Annotated in this window: 22 protein-coding genes; 12 read left to right on the top strand and 10 right to left on the bottom strand. The window is 66.1% G+C overall.

Features of this window, described 5'->3' with window-relative positions; genetic code table 11:
• Window positions 1–3: 3 nt before the first annotated feature.
• Window positions 4–963 (bottom strand): hypothetical protein, encoded by a 960-nt coding sequence (locus ACT3TS_RS04680; protein ID WP_444530327.1) that lies wholly within the window; start codon window positions 961–963, stop codon window positions 4–6.
• A gap of 145 nt (window positions 964–1,108) precedes the next feature.
• Complete coding sequence (locus ACT3TS_RS04675; RefSeq protein ID WP_444530326.1) at window positions 1,109–1,867, bottom strand: M50 family metallopeptidase; 759 nt, start codon at window positions 1,865–1,867, stop codon at window positions 1,109–1,111.
• A gap of 214 nt (window positions 1,868–2,081) precedes the next feature.
• Between ACT3TS_RS04675 and ACT3TS_RS04670 the strand changes: the two genes are divergently transcribed.
• From ACT3TS_RS04670 to ACT3TS_RS04660, 3 genes are read left to right on the top strand one after another with little or no spacing between them, the layout of a single operon-like run.
• On the top strand, window positions 2,082–3,764 hold the full coding sequence (locus ACT3TS_RS04670; RefSeq protein WP_444530325.1) for an ATP-binding cassette domain-containing protein: 1,683 nt from the start codon (window positions 2,082–2,084) through the stop codon (window positions 3,762–3,764).
• A 4-nt stretch (window positions 3,765–3,768) separates the two neighbouring features.
• Window positions 3,769–4,056, top strand: coding sequence for a hypothetical protein (locus ACT3TS_RS04665; RefSeq protein ID WP_444530324.1), 288 nt, complete (start codon window positions 3,769–3,771; stop codon window positions 4,054–4,056).
• Window positions 4,056–4,697, top strand: a complete 642-nt coding sequence (locus ACT3TS_RS04660; RefSeq protein ID WP_444530323.1) for a GDSL-type esterase/lipase family protein — start codon at window positions 4,056–4,058, stop codon at window positions 4,695–4,697. The genes ACT3TS_RS04665 and ACT3TS_RS04660 overlap by 1 nt, the downstream gene beginning before the upstream one ends.
• Window positions 4,698–4,707: 10 nt before the next feature.
• Here the strand turns inward: ACT3TS_RS04660 and ACT3TS_RS04655 are convergent, their stop codons facing one another.
• Together ACT3TS_RS04655 and ACT3TS_RS04650 are read right to left on the bottom strand one after the other, a co-directional pair.
• The gene (locus tag ACT3TS_RS04655; RefSeq protein ID WP_444530322.1) at window positions 4,708–5,619 is read right to left on the bottom strand and encodes a serine protein kinase RIO; all 912 of its coding nucleotides are present in this window, start codon (window positions 5,617–5,619) and stop codon (window positions 4,708–4,710) included.
• A 190-nt stretch (window positions 5,620–5,809) separates the two neighbouring features.
• Window positions 5,810–6,550 (bottom strand): hypothetical protein, encoded by a 741-nt coding sequence (locus ACT3TS_RS04650; RefSeq protein ID WP_444530321.1) that lies wholly within the window; start codon window positions 6,548–6,550, stop codon window positions 5,810–5,812.
• A 112-nt stretch (window positions 6,551–6,662) separates the two neighbouring features.
• On the opposite strand from ACT3TS_RS04650, the gene pta reads away from it, so the two are divergent.
• Window positions 6,663–8,762: a phosphate acetyltransferase gene (pta, locus tag ACT3TS_RS04645; protein ID WP_444530358.1), complete on the top strand. Its 2,100-nt coding sequence runs from the start codon at window positions 6,663–6,665 to the stop codon at window positions 8,760–8,762.
• Window positions 8,762–9,895 (top strand): acetate/propionate family kinase, encoded by a 1,134-nt coding sequence (locus ACT3TS_RS04640; protein WP_444530320.1) that lies wholly within the window; start codon window positions 8,762–8,764, stop codon window positions 9,893–9,895. The genes pta and ACT3TS_RS04640 overlap by 1 nt, the downstream gene beginning before the upstream one ends.
• A gap of 29 nt (window positions 9,896–9,924) precedes the next feature.
• Here ACT3TS_RS04640 and ACT3TS_RS04635 read toward each other — a convergent pair whose 3' ends face one another.
• Together ACT3TS_RS04635 and ACT3TS_RS04630 are read right to left on the bottom strand one after the other, a co-directional pair.
• Window positions 9,925–11,406: a pyridoxal phosphate-dependent decarboxylase family protein gene (locus tag ACT3TS_RS04635; protein ID WP_444530319.1), complete on the bottom strand. Its 1,482-nt coding sequence runs from the start codon at window positions 11,404–11,406 to the stop codon at window positions 9,925–9,927.
• Window positions 11,403–12,815 carry an MFS transporter gene (locus ACT3TS_RS04630; protein WP_444530318.1) on the bottom strand — a complete coding sequence of 471 codons (1,413 nt, stop codon included), beginning with the start codon at window positions 12,813–12,815 and terminating at the stop codon, window positions 11,403–11,405. Before ACT3TS_RS04630 ends, ACT3TS_RS04635 begins: the two co-directional genes overlap by 4 nt.
• A gap of 117 nt (window positions 12,816–12,932) precedes the next feature.
• On the opposite strand from ACT3TS_RS04630, the gene ACT3TS_RS04625 reads away from it, so the two are divergent.
• Window positions 12,933–13,496 carry a GNAT family N-acetyltransferase gene (locus ACT3TS_RS04625; protein ID WP_444530317.1) on the top strand — a complete coding sequence of 188 codons (564 nt, stop codon included), beginning with the start codon at window positions 12,933–12,935 and terminating at the stop codon, window positions 13,494–13,496.
• A gap of 37 nt (window positions 13,497–13,533) precedes the next feature.
• Here the strand turns inward: ACT3TS_RS04625 and ACT3TS_RS04620 are convergent, their stop codons facing one another.
• Entirely contained in the window at window positions 13,534–15,732 is a 2,199-nt protein-coding gene (locus ACT3TS_RS04620; protein WP_444530316.1) for a S9 family peptidase, read from the bottom strand.
• 230 nt (window positions 15,733–15,962) lie between these two features.
• On the opposite strand from ACT3TS_RS04620, the gene ACT3TS_RS04615 reads away from it, so the two are divergent.
• The 3 genes from ACT3TS_RS04615 to paaZ all read left to right on the top strand — a co-directional run bounded on the left by ACT3TS_RS04615 (window position 15,963) and on the right by paaZ (window position 19,943).
• Window positions 15,963–16,784: an enoyl-CoA hydratase/isomerase family protein gene (locus ACT3TS_RS04615; protein ID WP_444530315.1), complete on the top strand. Its 822-nt coding sequence runs from the start codon at window positions 15,963–15,965 to the stop codon at window positions 16,782–16,784.
• Window positions 16,781–17,716: a 3-hydroxyacyl-CoA dehydrogenase family protein gene (locus tag ACT3TS_RS04610; protein WP_444530314.1), complete on the top strand. Its 936-nt coding sequence runs from the start codon at window positions 16,781–16,783 to the stop codon at window positions 17,714–17,716. Before ACT3TS_RS04615 ends, ACT3TS_RS04610 begins: the two co-directional genes overlap by 4 nt.
• A 67-nt stretch (window positions 17,717–17,783) precedes the next feature.
• Entirely contained in the window at window positions 17,784–19,943 is a 2,160-nt protein-coding gene (gene paaZ, locus ACT3TS_RS04605) for a phenylacetic acid degradation bifunctional protein PaaZ (protein WP_444530313.1), read from the top strand.
• Here paaZ and ACT3TS_RS04600 read toward each other — a convergent pair.
• From ACT3TS_RS04600 to paaI, 3 genes are all read right to left on the bottom strand, one after another.
• Entirely contained in the window at window positions 19,934–21,946 is a 2,013-nt protein-coding gene (locus ACT3TS_RS04600) for a DUF222 domain-containing protein (protein WP_444530312.1), read from the bottom strand. The two genes, paaZ and ACT3TS_RS04600, sit on opposite strands and share 10 nt — an antisense overlap.
• Window positions 21,947–22,063: 117 nt before the next feature.
• On the bottom strand, window positions 22,064–22,678 hold the full coding sequence (locus tag ACT3TS_RS04595) for a TetR/AcrR family transcriptional regulator (RefSeq protein WP_444530311.1): 615 nt from the start codon (window positions 22,676–22,678) through the stop codon (window positions 22,064–22,066).
• A gap of 24 nt (window positions 22,679–22,702) precedes the next feature.
• Window positions 22,703–23,140: a hydroxyphenylacetyl-CoA thioesterase PaaI gene (gene paaI / locus ACT3TS_RS04590; RefSeq protein ID WP_444530310.1), complete on the bottom strand. Its 438-nt coding sequence runs from the start codon at window positions 23,138–23,140 to the stop codon at window positions 22,703–22,705.
• A gap of 165 nt (window positions 23,141–23,305) precedes the next feature.
• On the opposite strand from paaI, the gene paaA reads away from it, so the two are divergent.
• Genes paaA through paaC form a run of 3 tightly spaced genes read left to right on the top strand, consistent with a single transcriptional unit; the run spans window position 23,306 to window position 25,655 of the window.
• Complete coding sequence (gene paaA / locus ACT3TS_RS04585; RefSeq protein WP_444530309.1) at window positions 23,306–24,391, top strand: 1,2-phenylacetyl-CoA epoxidase subunit PaaA; 1,086 nt, start codon at window positions 23,306–23,308, stop codon at window positions 24,389–24,391.
• A 2-nt stretch (window positions 24,392–24,393) separates the two neighbouring features.
• Window positions 24,394–24,729 carry a 1,2-phenylacetyl-CoA epoxidase subunit PaaB gene (paaB, locus tag ACT3TS_RS04580; RefSeq protein WP_444530308.1) on the top strand — a complete coding sequence of 112 codons (336 nt, stop codon included), beginning with the start codon at window positions 24,394–24,396 and terminating at the stop codon, window positions 24,727–24,729.
• A 50-nt stretch (window positions 24,730–24,779) separates the two neighbouring features.
• Window positions 24,780–25,655 carry a 1,2-phenylacetyl-CoA epoxidase subunit PaaC gene (gene paaC, locus ACT3TS_RS04575; RefSeq protein WP_444530357.1) on the top strand — a complete coding sequence of 292 codons (876 nt, stop codon included), beginning with the start codon at window positions 24,780–24,782 and terminating at the stop codon, window positions 25,653–25,655.
• Window positions 25,656–25,660 lie beyond the last annotated feature (5 nt).

Here is a 25,660-nt window from a genome sequence, read left to right as displayed (position 1 = left end):
GCCTTAAAGCTTCCACTTGTTGATGCGGTAGGAGTTGGCCAGCAGTTCAAGCGTGCCGGGGTTCGCGTCCCAGTAGCTCTTGTGGCCGCTGATGCCCGTCCGCTGCGGGGTGCCCCACGGCGTCACGGAGAAAAGGTTCACCGCTTGAATGTCTTCTCCTCCGGCAGTCTTGCAGCTGAAGGTCACCACAACGGCGAGACCGCGCCGAAACTCGCGGGTTTCCGGGGTGCTGGACTGGAAGTCCGAGGCGCATTTGTGTCCCACCAATTGCTGGGGCAGCTCGGCGGCGGGGGTGGCGGCGAGCTTGTCCTGTGTGGCTTGGATGGCGGCCTTCACCTTGGCCGGATCGGTGCCGTACTTGCCTTCGCTGGATTCAGCGAAGAAGGCAAAGGCCATGGAAATTCCGTCGGCATCCTTTTCCTCGGTGCCTTGGGCGACCTGCTGCATCGCCTCACCGGTTTCCGGATCCTTGGTGATGCCAAACGTGCCGTCGTAGCTCCATGATTTGAGGTGCTGGAACGAGGACTCACCCGTGACGAACTTCCCGAACAGCGGATCGTCGTCGTCCGGGACGTTGCTGGGGCCGTCAAGTTCGTCCCAGCCCGACGGCAGTGCGACCGCGCCCTCAGGCATCTCGTCACCGGCAGCAGAAGTGGGTGAAGACTCGGCAGAAGCGGTTTCGGTGGGCGCCGGCTCCGTTTCCGGCTTCGTTTCAGCGTCCGTGGCCGCAGCGCTCGCCGGGCCCGAGCTCGAGATGGGGGCGGGCCGATCGTTGGCCGCGACCTTCGTCAACGCAGGGATGACCCACACAAACAAGGCGATCAAGGCAAGCACCACAACAAAAGCAATGGACCCAAACACGATGACGAGGGTCTTGCGGTTCGACGGACCAGGCTGGGGAGCGGGCGCACCGGGAACCGGTGAGTTGTATGGGGGCTGCGGTGCCCCGTTGTAATTGCTCATGAAAGACCCTTTCCAAATGGTTGCGCCGCCAGCGATCCCCGGAGTGCGAATCTGGTCCTGTCCAGGGACAGATGGTGGGCGTGCGCCAATACAAAGAGTAACGGAAACCGTGCAAGCGCCGGGAAGGGACCCGCACGGCCGGGGATCAGGTTGCCAGCAGGCCCCAGAGCAGCCAGGTGGAAAGTGCGGCGGATCCGGCGATCACCACGGCGAAGCCGGACAGCCAGATGAACGACGGCGCCCCTGTGGACTGCGCCAGGATGTACGCGTCGGAACTGGCCAACCGGGACCGACGCCGGGTATGGACGGCGGCCACCTTGAAGAAATCACGCACCGAACCAACACCCAGTGCGATGCCCAGGGCCAGGACCACATAGCTGACGGTCTGTGCGTCGGTGAACATGACAAGGCATTGGGCCATGGCCGCGCTGACCAGGGCCACGCAGATGCCGGTGAAATTTCGGAGAAAAATCAAGGCCAGCAGCAGCACGAGCGCACCCACGGACGCCGCGGCGCCGGCCCAGCCGGCAGACACCGACCAGACCAAGGCAAGGCCAACCACGGCGGGGGCCGGGTAGCCCCAAAAGCCTGACCAGGTGGCGCTGAAGCCGCGCCGGCCGCTGCTGACGAGCTGGCCTGAATGGTCCAGCCCGATCTTGAGTCCGTGGATGTACCGGCCGGTCATGAGGGCGGCGAAAGCGTGGCCGAGTTCATGCACAAACGTCACATAGAGGCCGAACCAGCGCCACGTCACGCGCGGGATGCTCAGCAGCACGGCCGCCGCCACGATGGCCAACAAAAGGAATGCCGAAACGCTGGGGGCGTCGGTGCGGGTGAAGCCGCTGAGGACCGCGGCCCACCAATGGGCAGCAGTGTTTCCGAGTTCTCCGGCGGCATTAGTCATACCTTGCAGCGTAAACGATGAAGCTGTCATGCAACCCCGCCCCTTGACAACCCCGGCCCGTCCCGTGCGACACTGGACAAGTTCTGTCCCCTCCGTGAGGAAAATTCCGTTGAAGACTTGGTTTGCTTTCGCCTAACCAGCGCTGAAGTGATGCACGCTCCGCCCCACGAGGCGCGGACCGCAGCTCCCGGCGCCTTCATTGTCGAGGAGAACCATGCAGAACACCCACCCCATTTCGCTGTCCCACCTTGCCTTTTCCTGGCCCGACGGCACCCCCGCATTTGATGGCTTCAGCACCGTCTTCGCCGCGGGCCGCACAGGCCTGGTAGGCACCAACGGCACGGGCAAGACCGCGTTGCTGCGCTTGATTGCCGGGGAACTGGTGCCCAGCAGCGGGACCCTGGCGACGTCGTCGCCCGTGGCCTACCTGCCGCAAAAGCTGACCCTGCGCACCGGGCAAAGCGTCACGGAACTGCTGGGCCTGGCCGAAAAGCGCCGCGCCCTGGTCCGGGTCCTGGCCGGCCACGAGGAAAACATGGCAGAGAATCTTGAGCTTATCGGCGACGACTGGGACCTGGAGGAACGCGCCGTCGCACTTTTGGCCGGTTACGGGCTGCCCGCTGCCGGGCCGGAATTCCTGGACCGGACCGTGGGCACGCTGTCCGGCGGGGAGGCCATGATCGCCGCCCTGGCCGGGTTGGAGCTTGCCGCGAAGCCCATCACGCTGCTCGACGAACCGACCAACAACCTGGACCGCACCGCCCGGGAGCGGCTCCATCACGCCGTTGAAAGGTGGCGCGGCACGCTGGTGGTGGCCACCCACGACCGCGCGCTGCTGGAACGTGTTGACGCGATCGCCGAACTCCGGCCCGTCCGCAGCCGCGCGTGGACCGGGGAGCGGGTGCAGCTGGTCCGGCACGGCGGGAATTGGGACGTTTTCCAGGCGGAGTTGGCGGCTGAGCGCGACAGCGCCAAGCGGCTGGTCCGCGATGCCGGTGCCCGGCTTGCCAGCGAAAAGCGCCAGCGGATCGAGGCGGAGACGAAGATTGCCCGCCGCGCCAAGCAGGGCCGCAAGGCTGCTGACTCACTGCCCAAGATCCTTGCCAACGAACTCCGCAAGCGGGCAGAAGAGTCGGCCGGGAAGATGCGCGGCACCATGGGGAGCCGGGAATCCGACGCTGCCACGGCACTGGCCGACGCCAAAGACTCCCTGCTTGCCGAGTCCCGCATCCGGATAGACCTGCCGGACACGGCCGTGCCGCAGGGCCGGACGGTGCTCAACGCACCGGCGTCTGCGGTGGCCCTGGGGATGATGCACGACGGCGGCACCCCGCTTTCGCCCGACATGCGACTTACGCTGCGCGGACCCGAGCGGGTCATGCTGACCGGGCCCAACGGTGTGGGCAAGACGACCCTTCTGGACGCGTTGGTGCATCAGGCCGCCGTGCCGCTTGGATACCTGCGGCAGCGAATCGGTTCCGGCGGGGATGACGAATCCTGGGAAGGCCTGGACGATTCACTGACCGTCCTGGAAAACGTGCGCGCGGCGGCGGCGTCGGCGGCACTGTCCGATGTTCGGGAACAGTTGGCCCGGTTTCACTTCCGCGGGGAGCTGGTCAACCAGCCGGTGGGGGAGCTCTCAGGCGGGGAACGGTTCAGGGTGGCCCTGGCCCGGATCCTGTTGGCGCGGCCGGCACCGCAGCTGCTGCTCCTGGACGAACCCACCAACAACCTGGACCTCGTTTCCACCGAACAGCTGGTGTCGGCGCTCGCAGGATACAAGGGGGCCTTGATCGTCTCGAGCCACGACGAGGCCTTTCTCGCGGCGCTTGCACCGGAGCGGGCATGGGAACTGCGGCGGCCGGTCCGGGATGATTCAGATCAGCGGATAGGCTGACAGCGTGACTGAACTCCCGCACGCAACGCACCGTTTTGAACTGACCCTCCGCAAGCCGTGGCTGGGGTGGTTTCCGAAGCCGACCGTGGTGATTGACGGCACGGCCCAGCCAACCCAGTGGGGCACGCGCAATTGGAAGGTCGCCGGGGACGTCGAGGTCAGCATCTTTTTGTACAACCGACTTTGGAAGTTCGGCGAGGCCGGCTTCAGCGTTGCGGAGGGCGAGCCGGCGAGCCTCGTCTACACCGCCCCGTGGCTGCCCTTCCTGCCCGGCAAGGTCCGCCCCGTTTGATGGACGACGCCGGGATGCAGCTCTGCTTCGTCGGGGACTCGTTCGTGGCCGGCATTGGGGACGAGACCGCGCTGGGCTGGACCGGGCGGCTTGCGGTGCGCACCTCGGCCGCGGGAAACCCCATCACCGCCTACAACCTGGGCATCCGACGAAACACCTCCGCAAACATACTGGCCAGGTGCCGGGGAGAGGTTGACGCGCGGCGCTCTGCCGACCGGCAGACCCTCATTGTGCTGTCCATGGGTGTCAACGACACCACGCTCGTTGACGGCCGTGTCCGCGTCCCGCTGGAGGACTCCTGCACCAACCTTGAGCAGCTTCTGGACCTGTTCGCCGGCGATCCCGTTCTGGTGGTGGGGCCGCCGGCAGTTGCCGACGATGCGCAGAATGTGCAAATTCGCGAGCTCACGGAGCGCTACCAGTCGCTGTGCCGCGGCCGGGGGATACCGTTTGTGCCGGTCTTCCACGCCTTGGAAGTGGACCCAGTCTGGCGCCGGCAGGTGCTCGAAGGCGACGGTGCCCACCCGCGCTCCGAAGGATATGCGGCGTTGTATGAACTTGTGGCGCCGGTGTGGGACCGCTGGTTGGACGTCCAGCGTGGGCCCGGTGCCGTGGCCCCGGGCCCAACCAGCACTCGGTGAGATCAGCGACTCACCAGGCTGAGGCGAGCAGCCCGTCCAGAAGCTCACCGTCGTCGACCTCCAGGCCGCGGGACGTGAACCAGGCACACATGTTCCTGCAGTCCCGGGCCAGCAGTTCCGCCCCCTGCAGGTTGCCGGCCAGGTCAACCAGCTGCGGCAGGTCGATGACCACCAGACGGTCGCCGGCGGCCAACACGTTGTAGGGCGAGAGGTCGCCATGGGCGAAGCCCATCCGGGCGAACGCTGTCATGGCGTCGACGAGCTGCTCCCAATAACTTTCCAGCCGCTGCCGGTCCGGGTGGACCGACTGCAGCCGCGGGGCCGCTGCGCCGGGGTGTTCCGGGTCCTCGATGAACTCCATCATGATTTCGCTGCCGCAGATCTGCACCGGATACGGCACGGGGATCCCATTTTCATGCGCCATGCGCAGGTACGTCCATTCGGCGTTGGCCCACCGGGCGGCCTCCACTTCGCGGCCGTAACTGCTGCCGTTCTTGAGGGCCCGGGCGTCACGGGAGCGCCGGACAGACCGGCCTTCCGTGTAGGCGGACGAACGGTGGAACAGGCGCTGTTCGGCCGAGCGGTACCGTTTGGCGGCCATGAGGGCGCTGCGGGAGTCAGTGGCCCGCTCAACCAGGAAAACGTCCGCCTCCTTGCCGGTCTTCAGGACGCCAAGGTCGGTGTCAATGGCGGCGGCATCCTCAATGACAAACGGGGGATGGGGCGACGGTCCGCGCATGAGCTTTTCAAGTTCGGGCCAGGTGGACCAGCGCTGGTTGTCCGCGAGGGCATCGTCAAGGACGTTCCAGTCCGCGGGGCGTTCCTGTGACTCGGCAAAGCCTTTGCCGGATCTCGGGCTGCGGCGCTGGGCGGACTTGCGGGTGGTTTTTTCGAAGTGCTGTTGGTCAGCAGAATTCTTCATGGGTGAATCGACTCCTGTGGAGGGCATTGCGGATGTTTTGGGCGCGGAATGCTGCGAAAACAATCATTGGGTCCTCCTTCGGGTCGGTTCGTTTCATGGCGGCAAGCCAACCATTGTCGGCAAGCCATTTCATCTGACCACGGCGCGGCCGGTGCTGTCAATGGTGGGTGGTTCCGTGCCCTGCCGGGCGTTATGGTTGCCGCGCCGCCGGGGCCTTGGCCTGTCCGTTGCCGGCAGGAAGCCCGGCCCAGCGGCCCCAACCATAAATTGCGAGGGCGCCCTGGGCGAGGTAGAGGAAGATCAAGACCGAGCCTTGGGCCGAGGCGGCAGTGCCCAAAATGGCGAAAGCGGAGCCGGCCACCACCAGAAACCATGCCCAGCGGGAACGGTGTGCAAGCCCCAGCAAACCAGCCGGCAGCAGCCCGTAGAAAAAACCTGACACCATCAACGCGCCCAGGGGGAGCCGGGACAGGGTGAGGGGGCCGGAAAAGTTCAGGTACAGCGAAATGACGGCAATCATGGATGCTGCCGCACAGGCCAGGGCCACCACCAGCGGTGCCACAATGTCAGTGAACCGGAACGGCTGCGGCGTGACGGCACGCGTCATGGGGGCGGAATGCGGGAGCTTTTGGAATGACAACAGCCCGTAAAAGGCGACGCCGATGGTCAGGAGCAGTGGCACGGCAATGCCGATGGCGTACAAGGCCAATGCCATCGGGGAGCTGATGATGGTGGCGGGGAATTGGGCAATGTTGGCCAGCCCGGGCATCAGGAACGCCCCGGCCGCCAGCCACCAGCCGAGTTCATGGCGTCGACCCAAAAGCACCAAGGCCGCGCACATTAACAGCACACCGGCAATCCTCAGTGCAACAACCGCCATGCCCAGACCGCCGTCAACGCGGCCAAATAAGAGCTCGCCCATTCCATCCATGCCACAACTCTAGGCGGAAGCAGGCGCTGCAATGATTCCCGCCGCCATGTGCCCCGGAAACCGTCGCACCGTGCTTGGATAATGGAAGACGAGCGAAAGGCGGAAAATGACCATGACCCGTGGAATTTATGTCAGTGCCACCACCCCAGGTTCGGGAAAAACGTTGGTGTCCCTCGGACTGGCGGATGCCCTGCACCGGCGCGCGGACAGGATTGGCTTCTTCCGCCCCATCACCTCTGCGGCCGATCCCGGGCAGGACCCCACCGTCGCCATGCTGCGCCGCATGTACCAGCTAGCCCCCGACGTGTGCCGGGCAGGCATGACAAGCAGTGAGGCACGGGCCCTCTTGGCGGCCGGCCGGCGCGAGGAAATTGACGCACGTGCCGTGGAGATTTTCAGCGCGATCGCCAAGAATTGCGACGTCGTCATTGTGGAGGGGACCGAGCTCACCGGCCAGGACGCAGCCGTTGAATTCGACCTCAACGCCCGCCTCGCCAACAACCTGGGCCTGCCCATGCTGGCGGTTGTCGGTGCCGGCGGACTGGCTGCGGCGGAGATCGCCGACGCCGTTGACGTGGCCCGCAAGGAGCTTGCCTCCGAGAAATGCACGCTGCTGGCCATGCTGGTCAACCGGGCCGACCCGTCGGACCTGGACGCCATCAAGGCGGCGGTGCGTCCGGGCCTCAGCAGCAGGCCCGTCTATGTGATCCCCGAGATTGCTGAAATTTCCCGCCCCACAGTGGGGGAAGTGGCGTCCGCCCTGGGCCTGCGCCAGATGGCCGGCAGCTCCGAGTTGGAACGCGACGTCCACGCCATCAAGGTCGCCGCTATGACGGTGGGCAACTTCCTGCACCTGCTCGAGGCCAACGACCTGGTGATTGTCCCCGGCGACCGTGCCGACGTCATGGTCGCGACGTTGGCGTCTGCCTTTTCGCCCGAGTTTCCCGTCCCCAGCGGCATGGTCCTCACCGGCGGCCTTGCCCCGGACCCGCACGTGCTCCCTTTTCTGGCGCACGCACCGTTCCCGGTTTTTGCGTCCGACGACGACACCTACAGCACCGCCCGGGCCGTCAGCGAGGTGCGCAGTGAGATCCATTCCGGGCAGCGGCGCAAGGTCGCGGCCGCCCTGGGTGCCTGGGCACGCAGTGTGGACGAAGCCGAACTCCTTGACAGGCTCACCCTGCCACGGCCGGCGACCATGACCCCGCTGCGGTTCCTGCATGAACTGATTGAGCGTGCCCGCAGCGAGCGCAAGCACATTGTCCTGCCCGAAGGCAGCGACGCCCGGGTGCTGGCTGCCGCTGAGATTCTGCACCGCCGCGACGTATGCGACCTCACCATTTTGGGTTCGGTGCAGGCAGTTGAAGAGCAGGCCGCCTCACAGGGCATTGAGCTGCGCGGAATCACTATTGTGGACCCCGCAAGCTCACCCCTGCGGGAGTCCTTCGCCGTTGAGTACCAGCGGCTGCGCGCCCACAAGGGTGTGGACCTGGACCGTGCCCGGGAGGTCATGGCGGACGGATCCTACTTTGGCACCATGATGGTCCAGCTGGGCCACGTGGACGGCATGGTCTCCGGCGCCGCCCACACCACGGCAAACACGATCCGGCCAGCGCTGGAATTTGTGAAGACCCGGCCGGGCGTGCGGATCGTTTCATCAGTGTTTTTGATGCTGTTGGCGGACAGGGTCCTGGTGTACGGGGACTGCGCCGTCAATCCCGAACCCAACGAGGAACAGCTGGCCGACATTGCCATTGCCTCGGCCGAAACGGCCGTCCAGTTCGGGGTGGAGCCGCGCATCGCCATGCTGTCCTATTCCACCGGCGGATCCGGCTCCGGCGAGGCTGTTGAGCAGGTGCGCAGGGCGACCGAGCTGGCCCGCGCGGCGCGGCCGGACTTGGCCATTGAGGGGCCCATCCAGTACGACGCTGCGGTGGACGCCTCCATCGCCGCATCAAAACTGCCGGCCTCAACTGTTGCCGGACAGGCGACGGTGTTCATCTTCCCGGACCTGAACACCGGCAACAACACGTACAAGGCGGTGCAGCAATCCTCCGGGGCCGTCGCCGTCGGACCTGTCCTGCAGGGCTTGAACAAGCCGATCAACGACCTCTCCCGCGGCTGCACCGTGGAAGACATCGTGAACACCGTGGCGATCACCGCCATCCAGGCCCAGGGCCCGGCAGAACCGACCGAAGCGAAGGATTCCTAATGCGCGTGCTCGTCATCAACTCCGGTTCGTCGTCCCTGAAGTACCAGGTGCGGGACACCGGCACCAACGAGGTTGCCGCGACCGGCTTGATTGACCGCATCGGGGAGGATGCCGGCGGGCCGGCCGACCACGCCGAGGCCATGGAACAGGTGGCCGCCGCGCTGGCAGGTGAGCTGGCGGACAAGCCGCTGGACGCCGTCGGACATCGCGTGGTGCACGGCGGGGAACGCTTCAGCGAACCCGTGCTCATCAACAATGAGATTACCCGCTCGATTGAGCGGCTGAACCCCCTGGCCCCGCTGCACAACCCGGCGAATGTGCTGGGCATCCGCGCCATCACCGCCAAATGGCCGGACATGCCGCAGGTGGCCGTTTTTGACACGGCGTTCCACCGCACCCTGCCCGAACACGCCTGGCGGTATGCCGTCCCGGACGAGCTGTACCGGCAGTACGGGATCAGGCGCTACGGCTTCCACGGGACCTCGCACGAGTTCGTGACGGCCCGGGCCGCGGAGCTGCTGGGCGTGCCGTTGGCCGGCTTCAACGCGGTGGTGGCGCACTTGGGCAACGGGGTTTCGCTTACCGCCATTCAGGGCGGCGCCAGCATTGACACGTCCATGGGGTTCACGCCGTTGGAGGGCCTTGTCATGGGCACCCGCAGCGGCGACATCGACCCGTCCATCCTGATTTTCCTGCAGCGCCAGGGCCTGTCCGCCGACGAGATCGACACGATGCTGAACCGGGATTCCGGGCTCAAGGCGCTCTTCGGCGACAACGACATGCGCACCATTGTCGATGCAGCTGCCGCCGGGGACCGGCGCGCCCAAACTGCCCTGGACATCACCTCGTACCGGCTGGCGAAGTACATTGGCGGCTACCACGTGGCGGTGGGCGGGACGCACGCACTCGTGTTCACGGCCGGCATTGGCGAGAATTCCGCCGAGTTCCGCGCGCAGGCTGTTGCCCGGCTGGGTGCACTTGGCGTGAAGCTCGACGGCGCAGCGAACCTCGAGCGGTCGGGTGCGCCCCGGGTGATCAGCGCCCCGGATTCACTGATTCCGGTGCTCGTGGTTCCCACCGACGAGGAGCGGGCCATCGCGGAGGCGACGGCCGCCGTCGTGCTCTCCTCGTAGTCACGCTCCCTTAGTCACGCTCCCCGTACTCAGCTTCCGGGGAGGGGCTGGGGTTCCACCAGTCCGGCCAGCAACTCGGTGAGCAGCCATTCGGTGACGTCGCCTGGCAGGGCTTCAACGAGTGCCAGGACCGGAGCCATGGCGGCCGGCAGTCCGCCGCCGTCCAAGCCCAGAGCCCCCAGAACCTGGCGGGCGGTTTTCGAATCCATGGTGATGGCGGAGGCGCCACCCAGCAGTGCAGCTGTGGGCCCATCCACTGCACCCAGCGTCTGCTGTGGCTCGATGCCAGGCACCCCGCGGACGTCATCGCCGGCCTGCACCATGGCATTTTTGAGTTCCGCCAAGCGTGATTCCGTGACGGGAGTGATGGTCAGGTGGGTGGTCCGGGGCAGGATCGAGCCATCCGCCTGGGTGAAGGCCGGCTGCAATTGCGCCGTGAACCCGTGGACTTTCAGTCGGTCTGCCCAGTGGTGCGGATCGATCCGGCGGTCAGCCGGAGCACTCGTGTCAACAGCCAGCGCAAAGAGCGGGCCGGTGGGGTTCCCAACAACACGCAGCCCTTCGATTCCCGCCACCGTCTCCACCAATGCGGCCGTGGAGCGGCGGCAGGACGCAGCCAGGTCCGCGAACCCTGCGGTTCCCAACAACTTGATGATGGCCCAGGCTGCGGCCAGCGGCGCCGCGGGCTTGGAACCCAGCAGGGTCGGATTCACCACGGGGTAGCCGGGCCAGGACGTCGTGGCAAAATATTGGTGGCGCTGCCGGTCCCGGCCCCGGGTCAGCAGCACCGAGGCGCCCTTTGGGGCGTAGCCGTATTTGTGCAGGTCGGCGGAAATGCTCGTCACGCCCGGAACACGCAGGTCCCAGTTCGGCAGCCCCGGCCAGAAGGGGAGCACCAGCCCGCCGATGCACGAATCAACGTGGCAGTCGATGCCCCTTGACCGGGCGGCCGCGGCGATCCCGGCCACGGGGTCCAAAGCAGCGTGCGGGTAGGACGGGGCCGAGACAACCACAAGGGCCGTGTTGGGGCCCATCGCGGCTGTCATGGCGGCAGTGCCGGCCCGGCCGTCGGCGTCGACCGGAACCAGGTCAAGGGTGAGCCCGAAGTAGTGGGCAGCCTTGTGGAACGCGGCATGGACCGATGCCGGGGCCAACAGCCGCGGCGTCCCAGGCCCCCGGAAGTTCTCTCGTGCCGTCTTGACCGCCAGCATGCAGCTTTCGGTGCCGCCGCTGGTGACGGTTCCGACGACGTCGTCGTCCCCGCCGAGGAGCGTGCGCAGGAAGGCGATGACCTCGCGTTCCATGGCCGCGACGGAGGTGAAGGTGGTGGGGTCCAGGCCGTTGAGCGGCTGGACCGCCAACATGGCTGCGGCTGCAAGTTCGTCGACGGCGGCGAGCCCCGAATCGTAGACGTAGGAGAGGACGTTCCCGCCATGGGTGGGGGCGTCGGCCGCGCGGAGTGTGGCCAGCTCTTGGAGAATTTCTTCGGGGGTGGCGGCGAACGCGGTCATGGGGCTCCTTTGGTGTGGGGTGGTGCTGAATTGTTGGCGCCCGCATCAATGTCCTGCTGGCGCAGCGGGTAGCGGCGGAACACGAGCAGGCTGACGACGATCAAGAGCGCCGGGACCAAACTAAAGCTGAGGATGATGCCGTTGATGGCTGCCGGTCCCTGCATGACTGTTTCCCCGGCCGCCGAATGGACGTAGCCGCTGGCGGCCAGCACCAGGGTCAGGACGGTGGCACCCAGGGCCATGCCCGTGGTTTCCCCGGCCGTCCACACTCCGCCAAAGATTCCGGCCGAGCCCTCACCATGGGTTTTCGCATCGTGGGAGATGACGTCGGGCAGCATGGACATGGGCAGGGACTGCATGCCCGCATAGCCGGCTCCGGCCAGTGCCACCGGAAGGTAGATCCAAGCCCCCGGGGCTGCCATCATGCCGAGCAGGGCAAGTGCGGCTATGCCAAACATGATGCTGGCGTAGCGAAATGCCCGCTCCTTCCCGATCCGGCCGGCAACAATGCGCCACACCGGGGCGAACAGCAGGGCCGGGCCGATGAGCGAAACGAACAAGAACGTGACGGCGGATTCCGAGTGCAGCACCCAGGTGGCCACGTACTGCGCGCCGGCAAGCATGACGCCCGTGGCCAAACCCTGGATGGCAAAACAAAGCAACAGGGCGCGGAATGCGGGGCTGCGCTTCAGTGCGCCCAGCCCGTCCCTGTAGTTGCTGGCAATGCTGCCGGGCACGGCAGTACCGGGAACGGCCGCACCGGGAACGGCAGGGCGGGGGAGCCCCCGCTGTGCCACCCGCGAGGTCACCATCATGGCCGTCCCGATGAGCACGCCCGCAACCAGGGCCATGATCAAGTACCCGAGGACCTCGTTGTCCCCGCCGAGGGAACGCAGTGCCGGCCCGCCCGCACCGAACAGCAGAATGGCAACTGACAGGACCACTACGCGCACCGACAGCAGCCGGGTGCGTTGGTCATAACTGGCGGTGAGCTCGGCTGGCAGGGCTATGTAGGGGACCTGAAAAAGGCTGAACGCCGTGGCAGTGGCCATGAAGGCGAGCAGCACCCACAGCCCGGCGGGTCCGGGGCCCATTCCGGACGGCACGGCGAAGGTGAGGATGAAAAAGAGTGGCAGCAGCAACCCGCCCAGAAACATGAAGCGGCGCCTGGACCCCGTAACGGCCAGTGAATAGTCCGATCTGGCGCCAATGACAGGATCGATGACCACGTCCCACACCTTGGCCAACGTGACAAGCAGCCCGGCGGTGATCGCCGCAATGCCCAGGGTGTCCGTCATGTAGTAGATCAGGACCAGCCCCGGAAGAGTGGCAAATCCGCCCGTGCCAAGGGAGCCGATTGCATATCGGGCGACTGTCCGGGCCGGCAGCGGTTGTTCTGTCGTGGTCATGACTTGAAGTGTACGCATGCTTGTGAGACCTGCATCACTTTCCGGTGCCAGGGGTGCCGCCGGTGACGACCCGCCGTCGTGCTTCATGTGAACGGCAATCGGGCCTATGGTTTAGTCATGCTCGAAATCCCGTATCCACTGACCACCGAGCGGCTGGTGCTGCGGCGCTTCACCGCCGACGACCTTGACGATTACCATGCCTACGCCAGCCTGCCCGAGACCTCCCGTTATTTGTTGGGCGGGCCGCGGAACTATGTTGATTGCATGGGCCGGATTGCCGGGTTCATCGGTGATCCCTTTGAAAAGCCGGGCGACTGGGCTGCGTTTGCCATGCAGCGTGCCGGACAGCCCGGGCTCGTCGGCAACCTTGCCTTGAAGTGGAGCGGCGGCGGGAAGCCGGACACCGGCACGGCCCCGGAACGTGTTGGGGAGATCGGCTGGACGCTGGCTCCTGGTGCGCAAGGGCAGGGGCTGGCCACGGAGGCGGCCCGTGCGGTGCTTGCCCTGGCCATGAATGGGCTGGGGTTCCGCCGCATGGAGGCCCGGCTCGACGCCCGCAACAACGCGTCGGCGGCCGTGTGTGAACGGCTCGGCATGCAATTCGAGGGCGTGCTGCGCGACAACATGTACCTCAAGGGTGAATGGACGTCCGAGGCCGTCTACGCGCTCGTGCGGAGCTGATCGGGCAAAAGTGGACGCCCCGCGCGCCAACCGCCAATCAGCGCAGCTTCGTTGCCCCGATGGCGTCGGCCAGGAACGCGTAGTCCCAGGCGCGGGTCTTCCAGCCTTCGTACCGCCCGGAGGCTCCGCCGTGGCCGCCGTCCATCTCAATCTTCATCACGATCGGCGCCGAGCCCGTGGACTTGGCGCGCAGTTCCTGGACCCACTTGGCCGGCTCCACGTACAGCACACGGGTGTCATTGAAGCTGGTGACGGCCGCGATCTTCGGGTAGGCAACGGCCCGCACGTTCTCGTACGGCGTGTATTCCTTCATGTACTTGTACACCTCTGGATCGGTGATCGGGTTGCCCCACTCCTCCCATTCCAGCGCCGACAACGGCAGCTCGGGATCCAAGATGGTTGTCAGCGCATCAACGAAAGGCACCTGCGCCACGACGGCCGCATACTTTTCCGGGGCCAGGTTTGCCACGGCGCCCATCAACAGCCCGCCGGCCGAACCGCCCATGGCCGCAATGCGCGCAGGATCCACCCAGCCGGACTGCGCCAGCCAGTCCGTGGCCGCCACAAAGTCGCTGAAGGTGTTCTTCTTGGTGAGCTTCTTCCCCTCCTCGTACCAGTGCCGGCCCATCTCGCCGCCTCCGCGCACGTGCGCAATGACAAACACCACGCCACGGTCAAGCAGCGACAGTCGCGGCACCCCAAAGCCCGGATCCATGCTGACCTCGTATGACCCGTAGCCGTACACCACGCCCGCATTGGCGCCGTCGCGGGGGAGGTCGGCCCGGCGCAGCACCGACAGCGGGACCTGCGTGCCGTCGGCGGCCGTGGCCCATTCGCGTTCGGCAATGTAATCCTCGGAGCGGTAGCCGCCCAAAACGGGGGTTTCCTTGCGCAGCAACAGTTCGCCGCCGTCATCGCCAACCGGCAGCACGTAGTCGTACACGCGCGGCGGCGTGAAGTCCGAGGAGTAAACCAGCCGGATCACGGGGGACTCAAACTCGCTCCCGCCCATCGCCGCCGTGTACAGCTCCTCGTCAAAGACAGGCTCGACGGCGGCACCCTGCCCCGCAGTTCCCAGGCCTTCCAGCACCGTCACCTGGATGCGTTCAATGGTGTCCTTGCGCAGCGAAACCACCATATGGGTGGCGGTCACGGTGGCGCCGTTGACGCGCACGGAATCGTCGTGCGGGACAACGGTTGCCCACTGCTGCTCCGCCACAGGCTTGCTGAACTCGGCAGCGTCAACGAGGGAAATCATGGAGTTCACGGCGTCCCGGTCATGGGTCAGCAGGACCTTTTCGACGCCGTCCAAAAGGAAGGGCTCGGCGTCGTACAGGATCCCGGCGCTGCGCGGGATCAGCAGCTGCAGGCCCTTTTCCGGGGCGGCGAAGTCCAGGAGACGGGTTTCGCTGAACTCGGAACAGCCGATGCTGATCATCAGGTGGCGGCGGTCGGCGGACAGGCCAAAGCCCGTCCACATCGCGACGTCATCCTCTTGGTACAGGACTTCATCGGTGTCCACGGGGGTGCCCAAAACGTGGGTTTTCACTTGGTACGGGCGCCAGGAATCGTCGGCCACCATGTAGAAAAGCGTGGTGCCGTCGGGGGAGAACGTCACGCCGTAGAAGGCATTCTCAATGATGTCGGGCAGCAGCTCGCCTGTGCTTAGATCCTTGATGCGGACGGTGAAAAGTTCGTCGCCGGCGTTGTCCACGGCGTAGGCGTACAACTTGCCGTCGCGGGTGACTGCCGCGCCGCCCAGGGCAAAGAAGGGCTGCCCTTCCGCCTCAACGTTGCCGTCCAGCAGGATTTGTTCGCCCGGCACGTCCACGCCCGGCTCCACAAGCGGGGGAGTCCAATCCGCCAACGTGCCGTCGCTGCCGGCGGCCACCCGGCACTGGATGCCGTAGGCCTGGCCCTCAACCATGCGGGCGTAGTACCACCACCCGTCCTTGCGGCTTGGCACGGACAAGTCCGTCTCCTGCGTGCGGGACTTGATCTCGCTGAAGATGTCCTGGCGCAACTGCTCCTGGCCGGCGGTCACCGCATCGGTGTAGGCCTGCTCGGCGTTCAAGTGGGCCACGACCTCGGGGTTTTCCTTTTCGCGCAGCCATTCATAGTTGTCCACAAAGGTGTCCCCGTGATGGGTCCGCTCCACGGGAACGGTTTTGGCAACCGGCGGCGCCAGGGCGGAATCGGGGGCGGACGGGGTGGCTGCAGCATCGGAGAACGTCATGGATTCCACTGTATAGAGGACTGCGGCCCGCGGCAGCGGAGTATGCCAACAGCGGAGCATCCCTAAAATTCGGACCCGGCCCCAACAGCTGCTGCCCGGAGGTGACGGCGCTGAGGTGTTGACCATGGACCCTTCCCATGGAATATTTATAGAACGATCGGTCGGTAATGTTTGGGCCGGATCCGGCGGACGGCAGCAACCCCGCCCCAGCACGTGCGAAGGGTGCCTTCATGGCCGCAGGAACACAGCAGGCATTCTCGGCCGACGGCGGGCACACCCTTGATCCCGATGCTTTCGCGACGCTTCTGCTCACCGAAGCGGGGGACCGGGTGGCCGTGCAGCTCAACCGGCCCGCCGTCCGGAACGCGATTGATGCGCAGATGGTGGGCGAGCTGCACACCGTCTGCAGCCATTTGGAGGCCCATCCCAAGGTGCTGATCCTCTCCGGCATCCCGGGCGATGAAGCCACCGGCACCAAAGGGGCGTTCGCCTCGGGTGCAGACATCGCCGAGCTGCGCGAGCGCCGCCGGGACGACGCCCTGGCCGGCATCAACTCGGGCTTGTTTGGCCGCATCGCCAGGCTGCCCATGCCCGTCATCGCTGCCTTGGACGGGTATGCGCTCGGTGGCGGAGCCGAGCTGGCCTACGCCGCGGACTTTAGAATCGGCACCCGGGCCCTGCGCATGGGCCAACCCGAAACTAGTCTTGGCATCATGGCTGCCGCCGGGGCAACCTGGCGGTTGAAGGAACTGGTGGGTGAACCCGTGGCAAAACAAATGCTGCTGGCCGGGCGGATACTGACGGGCGAAGGCGCCCTGGCCGTGGGACTCGTCACCGAACTGGTGGAACAGGCCGGCTTGATGGACGCCGCCCATGCGCTCGCAGACCGGATCTGCATGCAGGACCCGAGGGCAGTGCAGGCTACGAAGCGGGTGTTTCACGCACCCCGCGAGGCGCACCCGGAGCTCGACAACCAGGAGCAGGCCGAGCTGTTTGAGTCGCCGGCCAAATTTGCGCGCATGCAGGCATTTTTGGACAAGGGCAAGAAATGACCGGCGCCGATTCCCAGCCGCTGCACTCCATGGCAGGTGTCATGGTTGGTGTCTTGGGCGGGGGCCGCATGGGCGCAGGCATTGCCCACGCTTTCCTGATGGCCGGCTGCACAGTTGTGGTGGTGGAGCGCGATGTCGAGGCTGTTGCCAGTGCCCGTCAGCGTGTGGAACTGGCCGTGGCGAAATCCCTTGCTAAAGCCACGGCCAAATCCATTGCGAAACCAGGGGAACGGGGGCTGGCCGCCGGCTCCGGCGACGGCCGTGCCGCCGGCCTTGCCAGCATCATGGAACGGCTGAGCCTGTCCACCGATTACGCTCACTTCTCCCCGTGCCGGCTGGTGGTGGAGGCCGTGCCGGAAATTCACGAGCTGAAAATGTCCGCTCTCCGCGGCGTGGAGAACAATCTGGCACCGGACGCTGTTCTTGCCTCGAACACCTCCTCCCTGTCCGTCACCGGACTGGCCTCCGGGTTGGTCCGGCCGGAAAATTTCCTGGGCCTGCACTTCTTCAACCCGGTCCCGTCGTCAACTCTTGTCGAGGTGGTTGCCGGCAGGCAGACGGGGCCCGGCCTGGTGGCCACGGCGCAGGGCTGGGTTGCAGCGCTCGGGAAGACCGCCGTCGTGGTTCATGACTCTCCCGGCTTTGCCTCATCCCGGCTGGGGGTGGCCCTGGCATTGGAGGCAATGCGGATGCTGGAGGAGGGTGTGGCAAGCGCCGAGGACATCGACAACGCCATGGTGCTTGGCTACAGACACGACACCGGGCCGCTGCGCACCACGGATCTGGTGGGCTTGGACGTGCGCCTCGAGATCGCCGACCATCTGGCCTCAACACTGGGCGAACGTTTTACGCCGCCGCAGCTCCTGCGCGACAAGGTGGCCCGCGGCGAACTCGGCCGTAAAACCGGCAAGGGATTCTTCAACTGGGGCTGACATTCGCGGATTGGCCCGCATTGCCCGAACACACCACAGGAGCCCATACGGAGAGGACGGTTTGGCGATGGCCACCGCAACGAAAGCAGAGTTTGTTCCGAGCTACATCCAGGATGCCTGGTGGACCCCGGCCGACATGCCCGGTGCCCCAGATTCCGGCGCCCCAGTGGAAGGCACGGAGGTGCGCGATGCGAGCACCGGGGTGGTGCTTGCGCAGGTGTCGGCCGAGGGGCTGGATTTGGCCGCCGCCGTCGAGCATGGACGCACGGTGGGGCAGGCCGAACTCGGCAGGCTGACCATCCACGAGCGCGCCCTGAAGTTGCGCGACTTGGCCGTCTTCCTCAACGACCGCCGTCAGGAACTGTATGCCGTCTCCGCACAAACGGGCGCCACCACGATCGATTCCATGGCGGACATTGACGGGGGCATTGGGGTGTTGTTCACCTTCTCGTCAAAGGGGCGGCGTGAATTGCCAAACGCGAACGTCATTGTGGAGGGGCCGGTGGAGGTGCTGAGCAAGGACGGTTCGTTCCTCGGCGAGCACGTCTACACGCGCATCCCCGGGGTGGCGGTGCAGATCAACGCCTTTAATTTTCCTGTGTGGGGCATGCTGGAAAAGTTTGCCCCGGCGTTCATTGCGGGGGTACCCACCATCGTCAAACCGGCCACGCCCAGCGGCTACCTCGCTGAGGCGGCTGTGCGCGCCATGCTGGAATCAGGCATCCTGCCCAACGGCTCGCTGCAACTGGTGTCCGGGGCGGCCCGGGACTTGGTGGACCGGCTGGACTACCGGGACATGGTCTCCTTCACCGGGTCCGCAAGCACCGCAAAAGTGTTGCGGAGCCACCCGAACATTGCCGACGGCGGCGTCCGCTTCACCGCGGAAACCGACTCGCTCAACGCCGCCATCCTTGGCCCCGACGCCGTTCCCGGCACACCGGAATTCGACGCGTTCATCAAATCCGTTGTCACGGAAATGACAGTCAAGGCCGGCCAAAAGTGCACCTCCATCCGCCGTGTGATCGTCCCCCACGAGGTGCGCGGCGCCGTCATCGACGCCATTGGTGACCGCCTCAGTGAACGTGTGGTGGTTGGTGACCCCCGTGCAGAAGGTGTCACGATGGGCGCGCTCGCCTCCCTGGAGCAGTTGGCGGACGTCCGCTCCGCGGTGGCGGAGATGCTTGCAGCCGGCGGCGAACTGGCGTGGGGGACCCTGGCTGCGCCCGCGGTGACTCGCGCCGACGGCTCCGTCGCCGTCGTCGAACGCGGGGCCTTCATGTCTCCGGTGCTGCTGGACTGGGCCGACGCCGAGGCCCCGGCCGTGCACACCGTCGAGGCCTTTGGTCCCGTGGCCGGCGTGCTTGGCTATGACTCGCACGACGGCGGCGACGTCACCGAGGCAGTCAGGCTCGCGGCGCTGGGGGCCGGCTCCCTCGTGGCCACGGTGTGCACGAACGACCCCGATGTTGCGCGGCAGCTGGTGACGGGAATTGCCGCCCACCACGGCAGGGTCCTGCTCTTGAACCGCGAGGACGCACGCACATCCACCGGCCACGGCTCACCCGTGCCGCACCTGGTGCACGGCGGTCCGGGGCGGGCCGGCGGCGGCGAGGAACTCGGTGGCATCCGCTCCGTCCAGCATCACATGCAGCGCACCGCCATCCAGGGGTCGCCGAACATGCTCACGGCCGTGACGGGTGTCTGGCACACCGGTGCTGACCGGACGGCCGCCGGTGACCCGGAATTTGGGGCCGTGTCAGGCGCCGTCCACCCATTCCGGAAGTCGCTGGCCGAGCTGCGCCTTGGCGACGCCTTTGCCTCTGGGCTGCGGCGCGTCACGCTGGCGGACATCACCGCCTTTGCGAACTCCACCGGGGACACCTTTTACGCCCACACCGACGCCGGGGCCGCTGAACGGAACCCGTTTTTCCCCGGCATCGTGGCGCACGGCTACTTGCTGGTTTCCTGGGCGGCAGGACTGTTTGTGGAACCAGCCCCGGGCCCCGTGCTGGCCAACTACGGGCTTGAATCGCTGCGCTTCATCACCCCGGTGGCTGCCGGCGATTCCATCCGGGTCACGCTCACCGCCAAGAAGATCACCCCGCGCGTGACTGACGAATATGGGGAGGTGTGCTGGGACGCGATCCTGCACAACCAAAACGGCGAGACCGTGGCGAGCTACGACGTGCTGACCCTCGTCGAAAAGGAACACACGATTTATGCCTGACCCCGGTGGTAGAGGTTGCGGCGTTCCCTGCGCAGGATGTCTGCGCTGTAAGGCGGGGTGAACCAGGCGGTGCCGCCGTCGAGCCTGACGGTCCAGCCCCTGTCATGGAGGTAATGGTGGTGCAGGCTGCAGCACAACACGCCGTTGTCCACGGAGGTGGCGCCACCGTCCTGCCAGGGAATGATGTGGTGCGCCTCAGCCCAAAATGGGGGAGCCATGCAGTCCGGGAACGTGCAGCCCATGTCGCGGGCCAGAAGAATTTTGCGCTGGGCGAAGGTGAACAAGCGTTGGGTGCGGCCCACATCGAGAATGCTGCCGTTGCTGTCGCGCAGCAGCGTGGTGACCTCGGAGGTGCACAGGTCCTCTTCGAACAAGGCCAAGGGGACGGGGCCGCTGTATGGGGCGGTTGCGACGCCGGTGCCGTCCATCTTGTCCAGGTCGTCCTGTGTGACGGAGAGATACAGCTGGGATTTTAGTCCGCCATTCATGGGCAGCTGGCCGGTGCGGGCAGCGAGCTGGACGCAGCTGATCAGCCCGTCGAGGAGCCGTTGCCCGTGGGTGCGCCTGTCCTTCACCGCGGGGTCGGTGCTGTCTGGGTCGATCGGATCCAATCCAGCCAGCCCGCTGTCAGAACCCGGCTCGGGCACCCACACCCCGTTGACGAGATGCGGCCACGGCTGGGAGTCGGCGGTTTCGGGCGGAGCTGTGGCGTCGGAATCCGGGGCATCGCTGGCAGCTGGACGAGTTGGCGCAGCTGGACGAGCTGGGGCAGCCGAACGAGCTGCGAAGGGGCCGGGATCATCGGGGTTCGCCTTGATCGGGCCGGAGGTCCAGATGCCGCCCGGTGGGGGAGTTGCCCAGCCGTTGCCCCATGCCGAGGAACCCAGACTGTCACGGAACCAAAACCACTTTTCGCCTTCAAATCGGGGTGGGACTGCATGGGGTGGCGCGTCCGGTGGCCGTGGCGGAATGTCCTCCGGTGCCAGCGGCTTGCGCCACCCAGGGCCCGCCGTTGCGGGCGGCTTGATCGGTGGCTTTCGCCACGTGGATCCGTCGTCACCGGTGGACGGGGTCCACAATGGCTGCTGCGGGTCTTGAACCGGATGATCCTGGCCGGCAGTGTCCAGCAATTTCTCCAGCAGGTCCGATTGCCCGGGCATGGGCTGCTTGGGGCTGCTGGCCCAGCCGATGCCGCCCATCAGGTGTTCATACTGGGGGATGGTCATGAACCCGTCGATGTGGATCAGTCCCTTGCGCGGCCGCCGGAAAAAGATGCCCTGCTTGGCCACCAGATCGGCCTCGGAGGGCTTTTGCCCGTCGGGGTCGAGCAGCGCCAGGGCGTGCCTGCCAAGGATGCGCAGGATGTCGGGCGGTTCATCCTCGGCCTGCCGGGCAAGCATCTCCTCGAGCCCCCGGGGCGTGTCCTCGGGGATGCGGCCTGAATCGGCAAGCCGTGCGGCCTCATCGACAAACCCGGAAATGATGAGGGCTTGTTCGGCGGAAATGCGTCCGGTGAACAGGGCCGAACCAAGAATGGGTTGGCTTGGCGTCGGCGCCGCCTGCGCCAGCGGGTCGGTGCTGGCCAGGAAATGGCCGGCCAAGCGGATGCGGCGGGCAGCCTCGGCCCGGCTGAGTTTCAGGGAAGAGGTCAGGAGTTCGGTTGGTTTCCGGGCGCAAGTCTCTTCGTACCGCCCGGCGTAGACGCGGTCGGACAGTTCCCCTGCCGCCTGGACAAGCAAACCCTGCAGGTGCCTGTTGAGATGCTCCAGGTTTTGCGCCCAGGCCACAGCCTCCTCATCGGTCAGCGAACCAAGTTCCATGCCAAGGGGCGACGAAACGAGAGGCTGTTCCTCCGCAGTGGAGTGTTCCGGCGTGGCATGTTCCGTTGCTGCGGTCCGCAGCAGGGCTTCGGCAAGACCCAGCAGCTGGTGAATGTGTTCACCAGCAACGCTGCCGTCCTGTGCGGAGCCGGGCTGTCCCGGCACCTTTGCCGTTGCTTCCATGTCTCAAACTTTACCCACGGGGTCTGACATTCTACGACGAAAGAAGCGTTTTGTGGATAACTCTCGAATCCAGTCGAACTGTGGAGGAAAGTCCTGCTGAAACCGGTGCCGCTCCCGCTATCCCCGCAGGCCCTGGAAGGACATGGCGATGACGTCGTCGGCGAGCTTTTGGACGGACAGGCTCCCGCCGGGCTTGTACCATTCCACGATCGAGTTGATGGTGCCGAACAACAGCCGGGTAATCGTGCCGGGCGCGATGTCGGTGCGCAGTGAACCGTCTTGCTGTGCTGCCGAAACGAGCCCGGTGATGGTGCGGTCAAAGGCACGGCGCCGGGCCAGGGCATCACGTTCCATCTCGGTGTTGCCGCGCAGCCGCAGCAGCAGTGTCACAAACGGCAGCTTTTCCACGAGCACCGCGACTGTCCCCCTGAGCACAAACTCAAGGCGGGAGTCGGGCGCTCCGGTGGTGGCGCCGTCGAGCATTAAAATGCCCTCGAGGCCTCCCAGGGCCTCTTCAAGGGCCAGCCGCAGCAGCTCTTCCTTGGACGGGACATGGTGGTAAATGGCGGACTTGGAGATGCCCAGGTGCCCGGCCAGGATCCCCATGGAGGCGGCCTCGTAGCCGTGCTTGTTGAAGACCTCGACGGCGATCCGCAGCACTGACTGCTGGTTGTAGCCGGGCCGGCCCCGCTTGGACGAGGTGGTGTGGGCTGCTGGGGCGGGGTTGGGCATGGTTCCTAGTTTCTCACGGCCGATTCACTTCACGTGCTTGTTGGGAACGGTCCGGCTGCGCCCGCGGAATTCAGCCACCACTGTCGAAATGCCGCCGTCTGCGGCTGTGACCTGGACGTCGTACAGGCCGCTGCGGCCCTGCTGCTGGCGGCGGTTGGCGACGGCGGTGAGGCGTTGGCCGGTGTGGGTCGGCGCCAAAAAATTGACGTCGACGCCGGACGCAACCGTCACGAAGCCGGCGCCGCCCTGCGCGGGGTTGCAGGCCAGGGCGAACGCGGAATCCGCGAAGGCGAAGACCATGCCGCCGTGGGTGACGCCAAAGCCGTTCATCATTTCAGGGCGCAGGGTCATGGTGATGGTCGCGTGGCCGTCCTCGAGCCCCAGCACCTCGATGCCGAGCCAATCGGACGCGCTGTCGTTCGCCAGGAGATGGTGTTGTGGTGCGGCCCCGTTGGACGTCATCTGCCGCTCCTTGTTTTTGTTACCGAATGTTCATTAGGTAATACCCTGCCGCACCGTCTGTCAACCCGCCGGCTGCCCCGGAAGATCATTGACGGGGCTGGCGGCCGCGCGATATCCTGAACGAACGGTCGGTAATTAATGCCGGCATCACAACGAGGAGTTGCCATGGCGCAGATCGTGCAGCCCGGGGGCCGTCAACCCCGGAACCAAGGGTCGGCCGGCGCGCCCGCTGCAGGGCCGGCTCCGGAACGCGGAGCCGGAAACGGAGCCGAGTCCGGCAATGAAGGGGAAGCCGCCGCTGAAGGCCTGGCCAACTTTGACCGGATCATCGCCAAGGATTCCCGCGTGGAACCCAGGGATTGGATGCCGGAGAACTACCGCCATGCACTGGTGCGCCAAATCTCCCAGCACGCCCACTCTGAAATCATCGGCATGCAGCCGGAGGCCAACTGGATCACCCGCGCGCCAAGCCTCAAGCGCAAGGCCATTCTGATGGCCAAGGTCCAGGACGAAGCCGGGCACGGGCTGTACCTGTACTCTGCGGCAGAGACGCTCGGCACCACGCGCGACGACATGATGGCCGCCTTGGTGGCCGGCAAGGCCCGTTACTCCTCCATCTTCAACTACCCCACGGTGACGTGGGCGGACATGGGCGCCATTGGCTGGATGGTGGACGGCGCCGCCATCTGCAACCAGGTGCCGCTGTGCCGGGCGTCCTACGGACCGTACGCACGGGCCATGGTCCGTGTCTGCAAGGAGGAGTCGTTCCACCAGCGGCAGGGCTTTGAGATCTTGTTGGAGCTGGCCAACGGCACTCCGGAGCAAAAGGAGATGGCCCAGGACGCGGTCAACCGCTGGTATGCGCCGTCGTTGATGATGTTTGGCCCGCCGGATGACGACTCGCCGAACTCCAAGCAGTCAATGGCGTGGAACATCAAGCGCTTCAGCAACGACGAGCTCCGCTCCCGCTTTGTCGGGATGCTGGTCGAGCAGGCCAAGGTGCTGGGCTTGGCGCTGCCCGATGACAGGATCCGGTTCGACGAAGACACTAAAAAATGGGAGCACGGCCCGCTCGACTGGGCGGAATTCAAGGAAGTCCTGGCCGGCCGCGGCCCCTGCAATGCACAGCGTCTGGAGCGCCGCCGGTCAGCCCATGAGGACGGTGCCTGGGTGCGCGAAGCCGCTGCCGCCTACGCCGCCAAACAAGAGGCCCGCAGCCACCAGCCCACCCGGGCGACGCAGGCTGCATAGCCATGTGCCCTGCCGAAAAATCATCTAAAAGCACGACGCCGGCACTCTCGCCGGGTGCCCCCGGCTGGCCCCTGTGGGAGGTCTTCGTCCGCTCAAACCGAGGATTGAGCCATGTCCACGCCGGTTCGCTGCACGCCCCCGACGCGGCGATGGCGCTGCGCAATGCCCGCGATCTGTACACCCGCCGCAACGAGGGCGTGTCCATTTGGGTTGTCCCGTCGGGCGCCATTGCCTCCTCCGACCCGGACTCAAAGGGCGCCTTCTTTGAATCCCCGCAGGGCAAGGACTACCGGCACGCCACCTATTACACGAAGAGCGAAGGGGTGAAACACCTGTGATCCCCACCGGCTCCCAACCCTCGCAAGCTCGGGCCGGGTCCCTCGCCGGCGTGGGCCCATCCGGCGTGGGCCCACCCACCCCTTACGCACTGGGCGACTCCTCTGCCTCAGCCACCCGCATCACCCCCGGCTTTGCGCTCCGTCCCGAAGACATTGTGCTCGCCGCCGCGCAGGGCGCGGCGAAGCCCAGCGAGGACGTCGCCGACTATGCGCTGCGCCTGGGCGATGACGCGTTGATCCTTGCCCAGCGGCTGGGACACTGGATCTCCCGCGCCCCGGAACTTGAGGAAGACGTGGCGCTGGGCAATATCGCCCTTGACCAGCTGGGCCATGCCCGCTCCTTCCTCAGCTATGCAGGGGCCGCCTGGGGCAAAACGGAGGACGAGCTCGCCTACTTCCGCCGCGAAGCCGAGTTTCGTTCCGCGCACCTGTTTGAGCAGCCCAACGGCGACTTTGCCGCAACCATTGCCAGGCAGTTCATCGCGGCCAGCTACCAATTCCCGCTCTACCGCGCGCTGAGCCACTCCACCGACCCCATGCTGGCCGCCATCGCAGCCAAGGCGGTCAAGGAGGTTGACTACCACCTGGACCACAGCACCCAGTGGGTCCTGCGCCTTGCCGGCGGCACCGCGGAGTCCCGGCGCCGCATGGAGGCCGGCTTCAAGGTCATGTGGCCGTTTGCCGGTGAGCTGTTTGAGGACGATCCGCTGACAGCGCGGCTGGGCGGGGCCGCCGTCGTGCCTTCATCCTTGAAGGAGGAATTTGGGCGCACCACCGGGGCCATCCTGGCCGAGGCGGAGCTGGACGTGTCGGAGCATCCCATGGCCACCGGCGGCGGGCGTCGCGGGCAGCACTCCGAATACCTGGGGTTTGTGCTAGCCGAGATGCAGGTTCTGGCGCGCGAATTTCCGGGGGCGGGCTGGTGACGGTG

Origin of the sequence: Specibacter sp. AOP5-B1-6 (assembly GCF_052376555.1) — a bacterium.
In the GTDB taxonomy this organism is placed as follows: Bacteria; Actinomycetota; Actinomycetes; order Actinomycetales; family Micrococcaceae; genus Specibacter.
The sequence above is the reverse complement of the archived record's forward strand: the minus strand, read 5'-3'. Positions and strand labels throughout refer to the sequence as shown.